The 15,451-nt window shown below is 56.7% G+C and carries 16 protein-coding genes, 1 tRNA gene and 1 pseudogene; 10 read left to right on the top strand and 8 right to left on the bottom strand.

Going from position 1 to position 15,451, the window contains the following annotated elements; genetic code table 11:
* Positions 1–28: 28 nt before the first annotated feature.
* Positions 29–116 (bottom strand) — tRNA-Ser (locus tag HMPREF9538_RS07680).
* A gap of 119 nt (positions 117–235) precedes the next feature.
* A complete protein-coding gene (locus tag HMPREF9538_RS07675) occupies positions 236–1,888 on the bottom strand; it encodes an ABC transporter substrate-binding protein (RefSeq protein WP_009485775.1) in 1,653 nt (550 codons plus the stop codon).
* 269 nt (positions 1,889–2,157) lie between these two features.
* Between HMPREF9538_RS07675 and yccA the strand changes: the two genes are divergently transcribed.
* Positions 2,158–2,817 carry an FtsH protease modulator YccA gene (gene yccA, locus HMPREF9538_RS07670; protein ID WP_002898458.1) on the top strand — a complete coding sequence of 220 codons (660 nt, stop codon included), beginning with the start codon at positions 2,158–2,160 and terminating at the stop codon, positions 2,815–2,817.
* 88 nt (positions 2,818–2,905) lie between these two features.
* Positions 2,906–3,235, top strand: coding sequence for a sulfurtransferase TusE (gene tusE / locus HMPREF9538_RS07665; RefSeq protein ID WP_002898457.1), 330 nt, complete (start codon positions 2,906–2,908; stop codon positions 3,233–3,235).
* Here the strand turns inward: tusE and yccX are convergent.
* From yccX to HMPREF9538_RS07650, 3 genes are read right to left on the bottom strand one after another with little or no spacing between them, the layout of a single operon-like run.
* Complete coding sequence (gene yccX / locus HMPREF9538_RS07660; RefSeq protein ID WP_004176632.1) at positions 3,232–3,513, bottom strand: acylphosphatase; 282 nt, start codon at positions 3,511–3,513, stop codon at positions 3,232–3,234. The two genes, tusE and yccX, sit on opposite strands and share 4 nt — an antisense overlap.
* Before the next feature lie 48 nt (positions 3,514–3,561).
* On the bottom strand, positions 3,562–4,350 hold the full coding sequence (locus tag HMPREF9538_RS07655) for an AraC family transcriptional regulator (protein WP_004176634.1): 789 nt from the start codon (positions 4,348–4,350) through the stop codon (positions 3,562–3,564).
* A gap of 17 nt (positions 4,351–4,367) precedes the next feature.
* Positions 4,368–4,922, bottom strand: coding sequence for a YbhB/YbcL family Raf kinase inhibitor-like protein (locus HMPREF9538_RS07650; RefSeq protein WP_004210995.1), 555 nt, complete (start codon positions 4,920–4,922; stop codon positions 4,368–4,370).
* A gap of 190 nt (positions 4,923–5,112) precedes the next feature.
* Between HMPREF9538_RS07650 and rlmI the strand changes: the two genes are divergently transcribed.
* Together rlmI and hspQ are read left to right on the top strand one after the other, a co-directional pair.
* The gene (gene rlmI / locus HMPREF9538_RS07645) at positions 5,113–6,315 is read left to right on the top strand and encodes a 23S rRNA (cytosine(1962)-C(5))-methyltransferase RlmI (RefSeq protein ID WP_009485777.1); all 1,203 of its coding nucleotides are present in this window, start codon (positions 5,113–5,115) and stop codon (positions 6,313–6,315) included.
* Positions 6,316–6,374: 59 nt separating this feature from the next.
* A pseudogene (hspQ, locus tag HMPREF9538_RS0128165) lies at positions 6,375–6,689 on the top strand (heat shock protein HspQ); the annotation flags it as partial.
* Positions 6,690–6,721: 32 nt separating this feature from the next.
* Here hspQ and HMPREF9538_RS07640 read toward each other — a convergent pair.
* Positions 6,722–7,135 (bottom strand): CoA-binding protein, encoded by a 414-nt coding sequence (locus HMPREF9538_RS07640; RefSeq protein WP_004144085.1) that lies wholly within the window; start codon positions 7,133–7,135, stop codon positions 6,722–6,724.
* A 154-nt stretch (positions 7,136–7,289) separates the two neighbouring features.
* Here HMPREF9538_RS07640 and mgsA point away from each other — a divergent pair, with 154 nt between their 5' ends.
* On the top strand, positions 7,290–7,748 hold the full coding sequence (gene mgsA / locus HMPREF9538_RS07635; protein WP_002898432.1) for a methylglyoxal synthase: 459 nt from the start codon (positions 7,290–7,292) through the stop codon (positions 7,746–7,748).
* Positions 7,749–7,759: 11 nt separating this feature from the next.
* Here the strand turns inward: mgsA and helD are convergent, their stop codons facing one another.
* Positions 7,760–9,814, bottom strand: coding sequence for a DNA helicase IV (helD, locus tag HMPREF9538_RS07630; protein ID WP_009485779.1), 2,055 nt, complete (start codon positions 9,812–9,814; stop codon positions 7,760–7,762).
* Between the two features lie 124 nt (positions 9,815–9,938).
* On the opposite strand from helD, the gene HMPREF9538_RS07625 reads away from it, so the two are divergent.
* Together HMPREF9538_RS07625 and yccS are read left to right on the top strand one after the other, a co-directional pair.
* Positions 9,939–10,385, top strand: a complete 447-nt coding sequence (locus HMPREF9538_RS07625; RefSeq protein ID WP_002898425.1) for a YccF domain-containing protein — start codon at positions 9,939–9,941, stop codon at positions 10,383–10,385.
* Positions 10,386–10,402: 17 nt separating this feature from the next.
* A complete protein-coding gene (gene yccS / locus HMPREF9538_RS07620; RefSeq protein ID WP_009485780.1) occupies positions 10,403–12,538 on the top strand; it encodes a YccS family putative transporter in 2,136 nt (711 codons plus the stop codon).
* Between the two features lie 13 nt (positions 12,539–12,551).
* Here yccS and HMPREF9538_RS07615 read toward each other — a convergent pair whose 3' ends face one another.
* Entirely contained in the window at positions 12,552–13,148 is a 597-nt protein-coding gene (locus tag HMPREF9538_RS07615; protein WP_004179217.1) for a TfoX/Sxy family DNA transformation protein, read from the bottom strand.
* 177 nt (positions 13,149–13,325) lie between these two features.
* Between HMPREF9538_RS07615 and HMPREF9538_RS33155 the strand changes: the two genes are divergently transcribed.
* From HMPREF9538_RS33155 to ompA, 3 genes are all read left to right on the top strand, one after another.
* Positions 13,326–13,454, top strand: a complete 129-nt coding sequence (locus HMPREF9538_RS33155; protein WP_254895261.1) for a hypothetical protein — start codon at positions 13,326–13,328, stop codon at positions 13,452–13,454.
* 42 nt (positions 13,455–13,496) lie between these two features.
* The gene (gene sulA / locus HMPREF9538_RS0128170) at positions 13,497–14,006 is read left to right on the top strand and encodes an SOS-induced cell division inhibitor SulA (protein WP_004179215.1); all 510 of its coding nucleotides are present in this window, start codon (positions 13,497–13,499) and stop codon (positions 14,004–14,006) included.
* 352 nt (positions 14,007–14,358) lie between these two features.
* A complete protein-coding gene (gene ompA / locus HMPREF9538_RS07605) occupies positions 14,359–15,429 on the top strand; it encodes a porin OmpA (protein WP_002898408.1) in 1,071 nt (356 codons plus the stop codon).
* Positions 15,430–15,451: the final 22 nt, after the last annotated feature.

The following is a 15,451-nucleotide window of genomic DNA, read 5'->3' on the forward strand; positions in this document are numbered from 1 at the left end:
TTACCTTTCGGTAACCCCTTCTTTTATATGGCGGAAGCGCAGAGATTCGAACTCTGGAACCCTTTCGGGTCGCCGGTTTTCAAGACCGGTGCCTTCAACCGCTCGGCCACACTTCCGGTGTGAGGCGCACTATAAACACCTCGGCGGATGCTGTAAAGCATCATTTTGATCAACTGCCTTAAAAACAAACAATTTTGTGTTATTCGTCTGAATTTCAGGCAGTTTGCACAGAAAATCAACGCCCATCGCCGCTGGCGGATGGGTGTTTTTTAATGTACATGTCTTTGGTGTAGTAATACCCCAGCTTATCCGGCGTGAAGCCCCCTACCCAAGGTTTCACCAGATGGGTACGTACATAGTGATAGACCGGAATGGCGGGAACATCCTGCGCCAGCAGATCTTCCGCCTGCTGATAGTATTTGCCCCGGGTCGCCACGTCGGAGGCTTTCGCCGCGTTGCGCAGCGCCGCGTCGTAAGCCGGGTTGCTGTACTGACTGGTGTTCTCGCTATCCCCGGTACGGAAAGTATTGAGGAAGGTGGCGGCATCGTCGTAGTCGGCAATCCACGCGTAGCGGACGGCGTCGAAGTTATGCGTATGCATGGTATCCAGCATCGTCTTCCACTCCTGGTTCTGTAGCTTCGCCTCGACGCCGAGGTTTTTCTTCCACATAGAGCTGGCGGCAATGGCGATACGCTGGTGCGACTCAGAGGTGTTATAGAGCAGGGTAAAGACCAGCGGATGGCTTTCATCATACCCCGCCTGCGCCAGCAGTTTTTTCGCCTCGGCAATCCGTTTCTCACGCGGCCAGCTGGCGTAGTCCGGGTTATGCAGCGTCACGCCGCCGATATCCGGCTGACCGATCAGCCAGGCCGGGCGCTGGCCCTGGCCAAGCACTTTTCCGGCAATGATATCTTTATCAAGCGCCATATTCAGCGCGCGACGCACACGGGCGTCGTTAAACGGCGGCCGGGTAGTATTGAATTCGTAGTAATAGGTCGCCAGCTGCGGCGAAACGTCCAGCTGGTCGCCCATGGTTTTCTGCAACTGCGCAAACTGATTGATCGGCACCGTATAGACAATATCAATCTCCCCTGCTTTGTAGCGGTTGACATCGGCGGCCTCCGAAGAGATTGGCAGGTAAGTCACTTTATTAATAACGGTATGCGCATTATCCCAGTACTTTGCATTACGTTCAGCCACCAGCCGCTCATTCACCACCCATTGGGACAGCTTATACGGGCCGCTGGTGACGATATGCTCTGGTCGGGTCCATTTATCGGCATACCGCTCCACCAGCACTTTGTCGATCGGTACCAGCGAAGGGTGCGCCAGCATCGCCAGGAAGGCGGCATTCGGCTGGGTCAGAGTGACCTGCAGCGTGGTGTCGTTCAGCGCTTTCACCCCCAACGTCTCGGGTCCCTTTTGCCCGAGGGCAATCTCGCGGGCGTTGGCGATATGCATATTGCCAGGGTAGCTCGCGTAGGGGGAGGCTGTTGCCGGCGAGACCAGCCGTTGCCAGCTCCAGACGATATCCTGCGCTGTAATGGCCGTGCCGTCAGACCAGGTCAGACCGGGGCGTAAATGAAAGGTCCATAACAGGTTGTCTTTGTTTTCCCAGCGTTCCGCCAGTCGCGGCTGGATCACCCCCGCTGGCGACACGTTAACCAGCCCTTCAAAGAGATCGCTAATGATATTGAATTCAACATCGCTCTCGACTTTATGCGGATCGAGTGACGCCGGTTCACTGCCGTTATTTCTGACCAGCTCCTGCTTTTCCGCCAGCTGGGTGCCCGGCGGCACCTGCGCCGCTAGCGCCCCGCCGCTCATAGCCAGCATACTGACAGCCAGGAGTGTTCGGGTGATGTGATTTTTTTTGTGTAATGTCATTTCCCTTTGCCTTTGACGTACGGGGTAATCCCCCTCTTCCACACTTAGTCGCAGAACCGCAATAAGGCAATATTTTTCAGTGACCTATAAGATTTCGATCGGCTCAGCGACGCGAAAAGCGAAAATATATCGCTTTTCCCTATCTATATAGAATTTTATGCCAGGCAAAAGCGGTAAAAACTAAGTAAAGATGGGTAAAAGCATTAGGGCTTCACGCTTGTTTTTCTTATTCTTTATCCCTAATTACATCTGTCATAAGAGAGTGACTCATGGATCGCATAATTACATCATCGCGTGACCGTTCCTCGCTGCTCAGCACGCACAAGGTTCTGCGTAACACCTACTTCCTGCTCAGCCTGACGCTGGCGTTTTCCGCTATCACCGCCACCGCCAGCACAGTGCTGATGCTCCCTTCGCCGGGTCTCATTTTGACCCTCGTGGGGATGTACGGTCTGATGTTCCTGACCTACAAAACGGCGAATAAACCCACCGGGATTATTTCCGCCTTCGCCTTCACCGGGTTCCTCGGCTATATCCTTGGGCCGATGCTGAACGCGTATCTTTCTGCCGGCATGGGCGATTTAATCGGCCTGGCGCTGGGCGGCACGGCGCTGGTCTTCTTCTGCTGCTCGGCCTATGTGCTGACGACGCGTAAAGACATGTCATTCCTTGGCGGGATGCTGATGGCCGGCGTGGTGGTCGTCCTGATTGGTATGGTCGCTAACCTGTTCCTGCAGCTGCCGGCGCTGCACCTGGCGATTAGCGCGGTGTTCATCCTGATCTCTTCGGGCGCCATCCTGTTCGAGACCAGCAACATTATCCGCGGCGGTGAAACCAACTATATCCGCGCGACGGTCAGTCTGTATGTCTCGCTGTACAACATCTTTGTCAGCCTGCTGAGCATCCTGGGCTTCGCCAGCCGGGACTAACCGCTCCCCTGCTTAACAGAGGCCTCGCTTATGCGGGGCCTTTTTTTTTGCTACACTGCGGCCAGTTTCAGGCGGTATGTGAAAAATCATGTTTATTTTTGAAGGCAACGAAATTGAAACGGATAGCGAAGGCTATCTGAAAGATACCACCCAGTGGAGCGAGGCGATGGCGGAAGTCATTGCCGCGCAGGAGGGGATAACGCTCGCCGTTGAACACTGGGAAGTAGTGCGCTTTGTGCGCGAGTTTTACCTTGAATTTAACACCTCCCCGGCGATCCGTATGCTGGTCAAGGCGATGGCCAACAAGTTTGGCGAAGAGAAAGGCAACAGCCGCTATCTCTATCGCCTGTTTCCGAAAGGACCCGCCAAACAGGCGACTAAAATCGCCGGCTTGCCGAAGCCGGTGAAGTGCATCTAATAGAGGATCGCGAATTTGTCCCAGCTGCGGGTGGGTTGATGGGGCTCGGTTAACACTCGGTCAACCCGCGCGCTGCGCGGCCCCCCGGCTTTCAGCCAGGTGATGAGTTTTTCCACCTGCTCCGCCTCGCCGCAGGCAAGCACTTCCACCCCGCCGTCATCCAGATTACGGGCATAACCGGTCACCCCCAGCTGCAGCGCTTCCCGCTGCGTGGAATAGCGAAACCCCACGCCCTGAACCGAACCGTAAACCCATGCCATTGTGCAGATACTGGCCATAATCATCTCCTTTTCGCTCACGCTATACGCTGAGGATAGCAAATTCGCTCAGCGTACATGCTTCGGCAGTAAACCATAATGCTGACGGAAGCGCGCGGTAAAGCGCGATCCCGACTGATATCCGCTGTTCTGCGCAATTTCGCCTATTGGCCGCGAGGTGGTCTGCAGCTGGCCCAGGGCGTGGGCCATCCGCACCTCCTCGACGATCTGGCGAAAACTCTGCGATTCCTGCTGCAGCCGACGGCGCAGCGTGGACTCGCCGAGAAAGAGCATTTTCGCCACCCGCGACACGCTCCATGCCTGCGCCGGCGACAGCATAATCAGCTGCCGCACCTGCGCCGACAGATCCTGCTGCCGCTCGACGAGCAGCGGGCCCGCATAGCCAGCCTCATACAGGGCCAGCAGCAGCCCCATGGTCTGGTGCTGCTGCAGCGCGACGGACAATCCCTCCCGCACCGCCTGCAGAACGCTTTGCCACATAAACGCCAGCTCTGTCGTCACCGGTGCGCAGAGCGAGGTCAGGCGTCCTGGCGGTGATTCGCTGAGATAACGAGTCTTAAACCTCGTCAGCAGCTCGGGCGTCAGCGATAGCAGATCGGAGCAAAAGAGGCCATTCTCCGGCTGGTTAATCACCTCCAGTTCCACATCAGCTGGCAAAACAATCAGCTGTTGCGGAGTCGCCAGCACCCGGCTCTCCCCTTGCACAATCACTTTGCTGCCGCGTTTCACCCGACAGAGCGCCGGGGAGAACAGCCGCACGCGATGCAGTCTGCATAGCCGTCGGGTGGTGATCTCCGCCGCGGTTAAGGCGTTATGCTGAAAGTGGATACTCTCCATCAGACCGACCTTTTATTTTAACGCCCGGCCATCGCCGTCAACTGTGCGCTGGCGAGAGCATGGCTATGTAACAGATAGCCGACCAGCGCCCCGCTGGCCCCGGCATCCACCGGCAGCGTGGGGACATCCAGCGCCCATACCGTAAAGCGATAGCGGTGCGGTTTATCTCCCGCCGGCGGACAGGCGCCGCCGAAGCCGGCATAGCCAAAATCGTTGCGGCCCTGGACCGCTCCGCCCGGCAGTGTAGCGCTGTTTTTATCTCCCGCGCCAGCGGGCAGCGAAAAGACGCTGCTGGCGATATTGACCACCGTCCAGTGCCACCAGCCGCTGCCGGTAGGCGCATCGGGATCCCGGACGGTGACCGCGAAGCTGCGCGTGCCCGCCGGGGCGTTTTTCCATGCCAGCTGCGGAGAGACATTGCCTCCGGTACAGCCGAAACCGGCAAACCAGTGCTGCTGGGCCAGCGGCTGCCCGTCACGCATATCATTGCTGCTTACGCTAAACGGCGCGGCCATCGCGCCGCTGCTCACAGCCGCTACCATCGCCACAGCCATGCGGATACCTGTTTTCATCGTCTGCTCCTCGTTGGGGTGAGAAAACAGGGTATGAGAGTCCGCACCAGCTGAATGTGCCGAAGCGCCTGCATTTTGTGCCGAAACGCTCACCTGTGCCTGCCGGGCGAAAGATGCTTGCGTGCGCCAGGTGTGCTAATCTACGCGCCATTTTTCGGTGCCGACATTCCCGTTGCTTAAAGGTAGCCCCATGACAGATTCCCTATTCCCCCGCTTAGTGTTAGCCAAAGGACGCGAGAAATCCCTGCTGCGTCGCCATCCGTGGATATTCTCCGGCGGCGTCGCCCGCATGGAAGGTAAAGCCCGCAGCGGTGAAACCATCGATATCGTTGACCATCAGGGAAAATGGCTGGCCCGCGGCGCTTACTCGCCGTCGTCGCAGATCCGCGCCCGCGTGTGGACCTTCGACCGCAATGAAGCCATCGATAGCGCCTTCTTTGAACGCCGTCTGCAGCAGGCGCAAACCTGGCGTGCCTGGCTGGCCGAGCGCGATGGCCTCGACAGCTACCGCCTGATCGCCGGCGAGTCCGATGGCCTGCCGGGCGTCACTATCGACCGCTTTGGCAACTTTTTCGTGCTGCAGCTGCTCAGCGCAGGCGCCGAATACCAGCGCGCCGCCATCATCAGCGCCCTGCAGAACCTGTTCCCGGACTGCGCCATTTACGATCGCAGCGATGTCGCCGTGCGTAAAAAAGAGGGACTGGAGCTGGCCCAGGGGCCGGTGGTGGGCGAACTGCCCCCGGCGCTGCTGCCGATCACCGAGCACGGCATGAAGCTGTTGGTCGATATCCAGGGCGGGCACAAGACCGGCTACTACCTCGACCAGCGCGACAGCCGCCTGGCCACCCGCCGCTATGTCGCGGATAAACGGGTGCTGAACTGCTTCTCCTACACCGGCGGCTTTGCGGGGTCGGCGCTGATGGGCGGCTGCCGCCAGGTCACCAGCGTGGATACCTCTCAGGAGGCGCTCGACGTTGCCCGCCAGAACGTGGAGATCAACGGACTGGATCTGTCCAAAGCGGAGTTTGTGCGCGACGACGTGTTCAAACTGCTGCGTAAATACCGCGATCAGGGAGAGAAATTCGACGTGATCGTGATGGATCCGCCGAAGTTCGTGGAAAATAAAAGCCAGCTGATGGGCGCCTGCCGCGGCTATAAAGATATCAATATGCTGGCGATCCAGCTGCTGAACCCCGGCGGCGTGCTGCTGACATTCTCCTGCTCCGGGCTGATGACCACCGATTTATTTCAGAAAATCATCGCCGATGCCGCAATTGATGCCGGGCGTGATGTACAATTTATAGAACAGTTCCGTCAGGCTGCCGACCACCCGGTGATCGCAACCTACCCGGAAGGGCTGTATCTGAAGGGGTTTGCCTGTCGCGTCATGTAACTTGAAAAACGAAACATGAGCCTCATATAGGGAGTATTCATGTTTCCCAGGAGGTGCCTATGATAGCCAGCAAATTCGGTATCGGCCAACAGGTCCGCCATACGCTCTTGGGCTACCTGGGCGTCATCGTCGATGTCGATCCCGAGTATTCGCTCGCGGAGCCGGAAGAGGATGAAATTGCCGCCAATGACGAACTGCGCGCGGCGCCCTGGTACCATGTGGTGATGGAAGATGATGATGGCCAGCCGATTCACACCTATCTGGCAGAAGCGCAGCTGAGCAGCGAAACCCGCGACGAACACCCGGAACAGCCGTCCCTCGACGAACTGGCCAAAACGATTCGTCAGCAGCTGCAGGCTCCGCGCCTTCGCAACAAAAACAAACCCCCGCCAGGCGGGGTTTTTTGTTATTTTGCTAATCCCAGTCGCGGTAGCTCAATGGCCGGGCAGCGATCCATCACTACGCTCAATCCGGCTTCCCTGGCCAGCACCGCAGCCTGCTCATTGATCACCCCCAGCTGCAGCCATAGCGTTTTCGCGCCGATGGCTATCGCCTCCTGCGCTACGCCCCACGCCGCTTCTGAATTACGGAAGACATCAACCATGTCGACCTTTTCCGGAACGTCGGCGAGCGTCGCATACCCCTGTTGTCCCAGCAGCGTCTTGCCCGCCACCTTCGGCGAAACCGGGATAACGTGATACCCCTGATCCAGCAGATACTTCATGACCCGGTAGCTCGGACGGTCAGGCTTGTCGCTGGCTCCGACCAGCGCAATCGTCCGTGTCGAGGTCAGGATGCCAGCAATATCATTCTCTTTCATGGTTTCCTCCTGCTATTTCACTTAAGTGTATGCTAATCCGCAGCAGGGGGCCATCCAGCCTAACCCACAGATTCAGCAAAATTTTCATCCCCGATGCTTGCAGCGACAGCCACATTCAGTAATCTGTTTGCAGGTCAAAATGTGGAATGAAAATATGGAACTGACAACACGTACCCTGCCTGCGCAAAAACATATCGCGCTGGTGGCTCACGATCACTGCAAAGATATGCTGATGAAATGGGTTGCTCGCCATCAGGCGCTGCTGGCGCAACATATTTTGTATGCTACCGGCACTACCGGTAATCTCGTCTCCCGGGCTACCGGCCTGGAGGTTAATGCCATGCTGAGCGGTCCGATGGGCGGCGACCAGCAGGTGGGTGCCCTCATTTCAGAAGGCAAAATCGACGTGCTGATCTTCTTCTGGGATCCGCTGAACGCCGTTCCCCACGACCCGGATGTCAAAGCGTTGCTGCGCCTGGCCACCGTCTGGAACATTCCGGTCGCCACTAACGTCTCCACCGCTGACTTTATTATCCAGTCGCCGCACTTCGGTCAACCGCTCGATATTCTGATCCCGGATTATCCACGCTATCTTGCCGAGCGCCTGAAATAATCGAGCCGCGATTACGGCTTCCTGGCCACGGGCACATCCAGCGCCTGCAGGATCTCGACAAACGGCGAAGGTTGCGCCTTGTTAAATAACAGCCATACCCGGTGACGAGCGCGGGTGAGCGCCACGTACAACAGTCTACGCTCCTCCGCATCCGGAAAATCTTCCGGCTGTGGCAGGAGCGCCTGCTCCATAATCGACTCGCGCGCCGGGGCCGGAAACGCATCCTCCCCCTCCTGCAGTCCCAACACAATGACAAAGTCAGCCTGCTGACCTTTGCTGGCATGAATCGTCATAAAATCAAGCTGCAGGTGCGGCCAGCGCGTCGCCGCTTTGTTGAGCGCCTCAGGCTTCAGATGGTGATAACGGGCAAGCAGCAGGATGCGCTGCTCGGGCTTAACGTAACCGCTCAGCTTATCCAGAAGATCGTCCAGCTTGTCGTCGGCTAACAGCGTGACGGCCTTTTTATCACCTGCCATAAGGCTGTTCAGCGGTTTGCTTAACTGATGCGGATTTTGCTGGATAAAGCCATTGGCTATTTCGCCGATACGCCCGTTAAAGCGATAGGTGGTATCCAGCGCACAGCAATCCCCTTCGCCAAAGTAGTGGTTGAATGCGGTGGTCAGAGAAAGCTGCGCCCCGCTGAACCGATAGATCGCCTGCCAGTCATCCCCGACGGCAAAGAGCGTGGTTTGGCTATTCTGCCGGCGTAACGCGGCCAACAGCGAGGCTCGCTGCGGCGAAATATCTTGAAATTCATCCACCAGAATGTGTTTCCATGGGCTGACGAAGCGGCCTTTATCGAGAATATTGACCGCCTGATGGATCAGGCCGGAAAAATCGACCGCATTCTCGGCCTTGAGCGCCGCTTTCCAGTCTTTCATCAGAGGCGACATCAGCTTCACCCGTTTACTGAACAGGTCGCGTACCGCTTCCGGCGCCCCGGCAATCATCTCCGCCTGGGAGCCGCCGTGCATGCGCATCAGGCTCACCCAGCGGTCAAGCCGGCTGGCCATCCGCCGCTGCACCTTTTTGTCCTGCCAGAAGTCCCCCTCCGGCAGTTGCCAGCCCATCTCTTCTTCCAGCCACAGGCGCCAACCTTTCGCCTGCGCTTTTTTCTCCTGGCACTGCTTTTGCCAGCTTTTCAGCAGCAATGCGTGGCGGGCCGCAGTATCGCTTTCCAGCTTACTGATAGTGGGCACTTTTTTGCTGCCCTGCTGAATAATATGCAACGCCAGCGAATGGAAAGTACGCGCGGTAATATCATCTGATGCCAGACGCTCGCGGATCCGCTCATCCATTTCCTGCGCCGCCTGGCGGCCGAATGCCAGCAGCAAAATTTGATCTGCCGCGGCTTCTCCCCGCGCCAGCAGCCAGCCCGCTCGCGCCACCAGTACCGAGGTTTTACCGCTGCCCGCTCCCGCCAGCACCAGCAGGGAGCGCTCGCCGTTCACTACCGCACGCGCTTGTGACGCATTGAGCGGGGACGACTCAACGCTATCAAAAAATTCGCGATATTGCTCCAGCATCGCCTCGGTAAAGGCCTGGTTATGGGCCAGACGCGTCGCTTCAATATCGCCTAACCAGCGCTGACACTCCCGCCACAGCTCCCGGCAGTTATCAAAGGCATCAAGCCGACTGGTGGGCATCGGCAAACCAGTCAACGCATGGCGTATATTATCCTGAACATCCGCCACCTGCTGACGGGTTAGCCACTTGCCTTCTGCGCGAGTGTGCTCGATCGTCGCCAGCTGCTGCTTCAGCACGCCGGCGGCGATATTGCTCATCTCCGTGCTCCACTGCTGCCAGAGTGTGTGTAAATGATGATAAAAGCGCTGCGTTTCGCTCCACTCGGTACCGTGCAAACGCACGACTTTCCCGTCCGGTAGCACAAACTCCAGTTCGCCCCAGACCAGACCGCGCTTACAATGCACTGACAATAACTGATTGAAAGGGATAAGATACTCATGACGATCGCCGGAAACTTTTACCCCGGCGTTCAGTAGCTGCACCCGATCATAAGGGTGCTGAGCCATGCGTTTGCCCAATGTTGTCGCTTTAAGTTCCATATAATGTCGATTTTCAATCAGGGTGGATTGTTTTTCAGTTTAACCGCCCCGGACCAGGTGCTCCAGCGCAAAAAAACGTTACAATCATCAGGTCTTATTATCCACCGGGCAAAACCGAGGCTTTATGCGTACCATTCTGAATATTTTGAACTTTATCCTTGGCGGTTTCGCCACCACTCTAGGCTGGCTACTCGCCACCCTGGTCAGCATCATTCTGATTGTCACGCTGCCGCTGACTCGTTCCTGCTGGGAAATCACTCGCCTTTCGTTATTTCCCTACGGTAACGAGGCGATTCATGTTGACGAGCTCGAGCCGGGGCGCAAAAACGGTCTACTGAACGCCGGCGGTACCGTTCTGAACATTCTGTGGTTCATTTTTTTCGGCTGGTGGCTCTGCCTGATGCACATTTTCAGCGGTATAGCTCAGTGCCTGACTATCATAGGCATCCCGGTGGGGATCGCGAATTTCAAAATCGCCGCCATCGCCCTCTGGCCGGTGGGTCGCCGGGTCGTTTCTGTGGAAACCGCGCGTGCTGCGCGTGAAGCCAATGCGCGTCGTCGCTTTCAGTAACCGAACGGAACACGGACATGATTAGCCCCCTGCTACGCCGCTACACCTGGAACAGCGCCTGGCTTTATAACGTACGAATTATTATCGCGCTCTGCGGCACAACGCTGTTTCCCTGGTGGATCGGCGAAGTCAAACTGACCATCCCCCTCACCCTCGGCGTCGTGGCTGCGGCTCTGACCGACCTTGACGACCGTCTGGCCGGCCGTCTGCGTAATCTTGCCATTACTCTGGTTTGCTTTTTTATCGCCTCCGCCTCCGTGGAGCTGCTGTTTCCGTGGCCGCCGCTGTTTGCCCTTGGTTTGACCGTGTCTACCATCGGCTTTATTTTGCTTGGCGGCCTCGGTCAGCGCTATGCGACCATTGCCTTCGGCGCCCTGCTTATCGCCATCTACACCATGCTCGGCGTCACGCTGTACGATCATTGGTATCTGCAGCCGTTGTTCCTGCTGGCGGGGGCCGTGTGGTACAACCTGCTGACGCTGTCCGGGCACCTGATCTTTCCGATTCGTCCATTGCAGGACAACCTGGCGCGTAGCTATGAGCAGCTGGCCCGCTATCTTGAGCTCAAATCCCGGCTGTTTGATCCTGACCTTGAGGATGAGAGCCAGGCGCCGCTGTACGATCTGGCGCTCGCTAATGGCCAGCTGGTAGCTACGCTTAACCAAACCAAGGTCTCGCTGCTAACCCGACTGCGAGGCGATCGGGGCCAGCGCGGAACCCGCCGCACCCTGCAGTACTACTTTGTGGCCCAGGATATTCATGAACGCGCCAGCTCATCGCATATTCAGTATCAAACCCTACGCGATCAATTTCGCTATAGCGATGTGATGTTCCGTTTCCAGCGTATGCTTTCGATGCAGGCGCAGGCCTGCCAGAAACTGTCGCGGGCGATTCTGTTACGCGAACCCTATCAGCATGATGCCCATTTTGAACGGGCGTTCATGCATCTCGATGCGGCACTTGAGCGCGTGCGCGCCGGCGGCGCATCCGACGAGCAGCTCAACGCCCTCGGGTATTTACTGAATAACCTGCGCGCTATCGATGCTCAGCTGGCCACCATTGAATCGGTGCAAACCACCGCGCCTGCCGGGAGTAATACCGAGACGCTGCTGGCCGACGACAGACTCGGCGGTCTGAGCGATATCTGGCTGCGCCTGCAGCGCAATATGTCGCCAGAGTCGGCCCTTTTCCGCCACGCAGTACGTATGTCGTTGGTGCTCTGCGCCGGCTATGCCTTTATCCAGTTTACCGGGCTCCAGCATGGCTACTGGATCCTGCTAACCAGCCTGTTCGTCTGTCAGCCGAACTATAACGCCACCCGCCATCGCCTGGCGCTAAGGATTATCGGCACGCTGGTTGGGGTGGCGATCGGCCTGCCGGTCCTGCTGCTGGTTCCCTCTGTTGAAGGGCAACTGCTGTTGATCGTCCTGACCGGCGTGCTGTTTTTTGCCTTCCGTAACGTGCAGTACGCCCATGCCACGATGTTTATTACGCTGCTGGTGCTGCTGTGCTTTAACCTGCTTGGCGAGGGCTTTGAAGTCGCGCTGCCGCGTATCATTGATACGCTGATCGGCTGCGCCATCGCCTGGGCAGCGGTCAGCTTCATCTGGCCGGACTGGAAATTCCGCAACCTGCCGCGGGTGCTGGACCGGGCAATGAACGCGAACTGCCGCTATCTGGACGCGATTCTGGAGCAGTATCATCAGGGCCGCGACAACCGGCTGGCCTACCGTGTCGCGCGTCGTGACGCCTACAACCGTGATGCTGAGCTGGCCTCCGTCGTCTCGAACTTATCGACTGAACCACGCGCGGATGCCACCCAGCGAGAAACCGCCTTTCGTCTGCTATGCCTTAACCACACGTTCACCAGCTACATCTCCGCTCTTGGCGCGCATCGGGAAAAACTGTCCACGCCGGAAATCCTCGCCCTGCTGGATGATGCAGTCTGTTATGTGGATGACGCCTTGCACCATACCCCCGCGGATGAACAGCGGGTGCAACAGGCTTTGAACAGCCTGCAAAGCCGGATCCATCATCTGGAACCGCGCGCGGACAGTAAGGAACCCTTGGTCTTACAGCAGATTGGCCTGCTGCTGGCGCTGCTGCCTGAAATCTGCCGCCTGCAGCAACGGGTCCACGCCCAAACCGAATAACAAGGCTTTTCCGCTACCGGGTAGCCGCCCATTCGAGAAGCTCCTGACGCCGTGGCGTCGGGAGCGCGGCGGCATGTACCCCGGCAATCGCCCCCTCCAGCGCCAGCAATACGCTCAGCGATAAAGAAGCATTATTTACGCGTAGCCTCAGCCATGCCTCCTGCGCACCAACTTCCCGCAACGTCCTAACGTCCGGTATGCCCGCGTGAATCAGCTGCAATTCCATATGAAAGCTGATATTGGGTAAATCCTTCAGGCGGCCCGACGCCCGTCGGCAGTTCTTTTCGCGCTGCGCACTCTGCCACGACAGTAGCGATAGCCGAAAAAGCTGCTGCTCATCGCGCCATAAAGTGTCGTCAATTTGATAATACTTCAGCGGCACTATGCGGCCGTGTCGGCGCAGCGTTAACAGAGGATTACGATGTTCCACCCGATAAGCAGCGCTCTGCTCGCAGGCCTTCAGATAAATGTTCCCCTCGGCCACCATCGCAAATACCGTATCATCAATAGCCAGGCTGTAGCCGCCAAAGAGCGGACGAGTATGCAGTTGACCCAGCGGTGAGACGCAGGCCTGAAATTGCGGGAGCCGCGGACAAACTAGTTTTCTCATGATCATTCCTTTGTTAATCATGTAATTAAACTTAAGTTGTTAACGGATCCGCTAAGAGAAAACATAAGGGACTTCCCGGGCAGCAGCAAGATGATTTTCGCCGACTTTTTCACCAGAATGCGGTTTTGCGAGACGCTTTCAGAAAATCGCAAGCGTTGCAGCAATCGACAGGGAGAAATGAAACCATTAGCGCGCGTTAAGGATTGGATAATGCAGGGGCTTCTTTTGACAGATAAGGAACCACGAGAAGCGATTAAATTCCCGGCAGCAAAATGGCAAATTGCGGTTGATCTTTTCCCCTGGTGAAGATACTGTATATGCATACAGTAACTAAAGGCGGGATAGACTATGTTTACTTCAGCTCACGCAAACCGTTCAGCACAGGCTTCTGCTCCGGCAGGCCACTACGCTCATCGTTCTGGCGAACAGAACACCAATGGGCTGATCAGTGAAATTGTCTATCGTGAAGATCAACCCATGATGACGCAGTTATTGCTGCTACCTTTATTACAGCAGCTGGGTCAACAGTCGCGCTGGCAGCTGTGGCTCACGCCGCAACAAAAGCTCAGCCGCGAATGGGTTCAGTCCGCCGGTCTGCCGCTGTCCAAGGTCATGCAAATTAGCCAGCTCTCTCCCTGCCATACCATAGACTCAATGATCCGTGCCCTGCGCACGGGTAATTATAGTGTGGTTATCTGCTGGCTGGCGGAGGAGTTAACCGCTGACGAACATGAACGTCTCGTTAACGCTGCCCAGGTAGGGTCCGCGATGGGATTCATCATGCGCCCGGTGCGAAATCAGGGCACGCTCGGCAGACAACTCAGCGGGCTAAAAATTCACTCAAATTTGTATCATTGAGTGAAATTAGGATTATTCCTGGAATTTTTTTTACCGCTGGGAAAGGTACAGCGTTTTTTATGGTCTTTTTCGCGGAATGCCTGCCACACGGGGATTTCTGTCTTTTTTTCGTGTACGAAAATCAACCATATTTGTTAAATATTGTGTACACAACCCTTTTTTTTCATATGCCTGACAGAGTTCACACTTGTAAGTTTCGAACTAAGTTGTAGACTTTACATCGCCAGGGGTGATCGGCTTACGCTGCATGTATCAGCATAGTTAACAACAAGTCACGCCCCCGGTGAAGGATTTAACCGTGAGGTCTTTTGTAACTTCATGGCGAATTTTGGATGATAATGAGGCGCAAAAAATGAAAAAGACAGCTATCGCGATTGCAGTGGCACTGGCTGGCTTCGCTACCGTAGCGCAGGCCGCTCCGAAAGATAACACCTGGTATGCAGGTGGTAAACTGGGTTGGTCCCAGTATCACGACACCGGTTTCTACGGTAACGGTTTCCAGAACAACAACGGTCCGACCCGTAACGATCAGCTTGGTGCTGGTGCGTTCGGTGGTTACCAGGTTAACCCGTACCTCGGTTTCGAAATGGGTTATGACTGGCTGGGCCGTATGGCATATAAAGGCAGCGTTGACAACGGTGCTTTCAAAGCTCAGGGCGTTCAGCTGACCGCTAAACTGGGTTACCCGATCACTGACGATCTGGACATCTACACCCGTCTGGGCGGCATGGTTTGGCGCGCTGACTCCAAAGGCAACTACGCTTCTACCGGCGTTTCCCGTAGCGAACACGACACTGGCGTTTCCCCAGTATTTGCTGGCGGCGTAGAGTGGGCTGTTACTCGTGACATCGCTACCCGTCTGGAATACCAGTGGGTTAACAACATCGGCGACGCGGGCACTGTGGGTACCCGTCCTGATAACGGCATGCTGAGCCTGGGCGTTTCCTACCGCTTCGGTCAGGAAGATGCTGCACCGGTTGTTGCTCCGGCTCCGGCTCCGGCTCCGGAAGTGGCTACCAAGCACTTCACCCTGAAGTCTGACGTTCTGTTCAACTTCAACAAAGCTACCCTGAAACCGGAAGGTCAGCAGGCTCTGGATCAGCTGTACACTCAGCTGAGCAACATGGATCCGAAAGACGGTTCCGCTGTTGTTCTGGGCTACACCGACCGCATCGGTTCCGAAGCTTACAACCAGCAGCTGTCTGAGAAACGTGCTCAGTCCGTTGTTGACTACCTGGTTGCTAAAGGCATCCCGGCTGGCAAAATCTCCGCTCGCGGCATGGGTGAATCCAACCCGGTTACTGGCAACACCTGTGACAACGTGAAAGCTCGCGCTGCCCTGATCGATTGCCTGGCTCCGGATCGTCGTGTAGAGATCGAAGTTAAAGGCTACAAAGAAGTTGTAACTCAGCCGGCGGCTTAAGTTATAACCGATAAAAAAACCC

The sequence above is a fragment of the Klebsiella sp. MS 92-3 genome (genome assembly GCF_000195655.1).
GTDB classification, from domain to species: Bacteria; Pseudomonadota; Gammaproteobacteria; order Enterobacterales; family Enterobacteriaceae; genus Klebsiella; species Klebsiella pneumoniae.

Bases quoted from the DNA above. Each gene is read 5' to 3' on its own strand.
- HMPREF9538_RS07675 (WP_009485775.1), bottom strand. From the start codon at position 1,888: ATGACATTACACAAAAAAAATCACATCACCCGAACACTCCTGGCTGTC.
- yccA (WP_002898458.1), top strand. From the start codon at position 2,158: ATGGATCGCATAATTACATCATCGCGTGACCGTTCCTCGCTGCTCAGC.
- tusE (WP_002898457.1), top strand. From the start codon at position 2,906: ATGTTTATTTTTGAAGGCAACGAAATTGAAACGGATAGCGAAGGCTAT.
- yccX (WP_004176632.1), bottom strand. From the start codon at position 3,513: ATGGCCAGTATCTGCACAATGGCATGGGTTTACGGTTCGGTTCAGGGC.
- HMPREF9538_RS07655 (WP_004176634.1), bottom strand. From the start codon at position 4,350: ATGGAGAGTATCCACTTTCAGCATAACGCCTTAACCGCGGCGGAGATC.
- HMPREF9538_RS07650 (WP_004210995.1), bottom strand. From the start codon at position 4,922: ATGAAAACAGGTATCCGCATGGCTGTGGCGATGGTAGCGGCTGTGAGC.
- rlmI (WP_009485777.1), top strand. From the start codon at position 5,113: ATGACAGATTCCCTATTCCCCCGCTTAGTGTTAGCCAAAGGACGCGAG.
- HMPREF9538_RS07640 (WP_004144085.1), bottom strand. From the start codon at position 7,135: ATGAAAGAGAATGATATTGCTGGCATCCTGACCTCGACACGGACGATT.
- mgsA (WP_002898432.1), top strand. From the start codon at position 7,290: ATGGAACTGACAACACGTACCCTGCCTGCGCAAAAACATATCGCGCTG.
- helD (WP_009485779.1), bottom strand. From the start codon at position 9,814: ATGGAACTTAAAGCGACAACATTGGGCAAACGCATGGCTCAGCACCCT.
- HMPREF9538_RS07625 (WP_002898425.1), top strand. From the start codon at position 9,939: ATGCGTACCATTCTGAATATTTTGAACTTTATCCTTGGCGGTTTCGCC.
- yccS (WP_009485780.1), top strand. From the start codon at position 10,403: ATGATTAGCCCCCTGCTACGCCGCTACACCTGGAACAGCGCCTGGCTT.
- HMPREF9538_RS07615 (WP_004179217.1), bottom strand. From the start codon at position 13,148: ATGAGAAAACTAGTTTGTCCGCGGCTCCCGCAATTTCAGGCCTGCGTC.
- HMPREF9538_RS33155 (WP_254895261.1), top strand. From the start codon at position 13,326: ATGAAACCATTAGCGCGCGTTAAGGATTGGATAATGCAGGGGCTTCTT.
- sulA (WP_004179215.1), top strand. From the start codon at position 13,497: ATGTTTACTTCAGCTCACGCAAACCGTTCAGCACAGGCTTCTGCTCCG.
- ompA (WP_002898408.1), top strand. From the start codon at position 14,359: ATGAAAAAGACAGCTATCGCGATTGCAGTGGCACTGGCTGGCTTCGCT.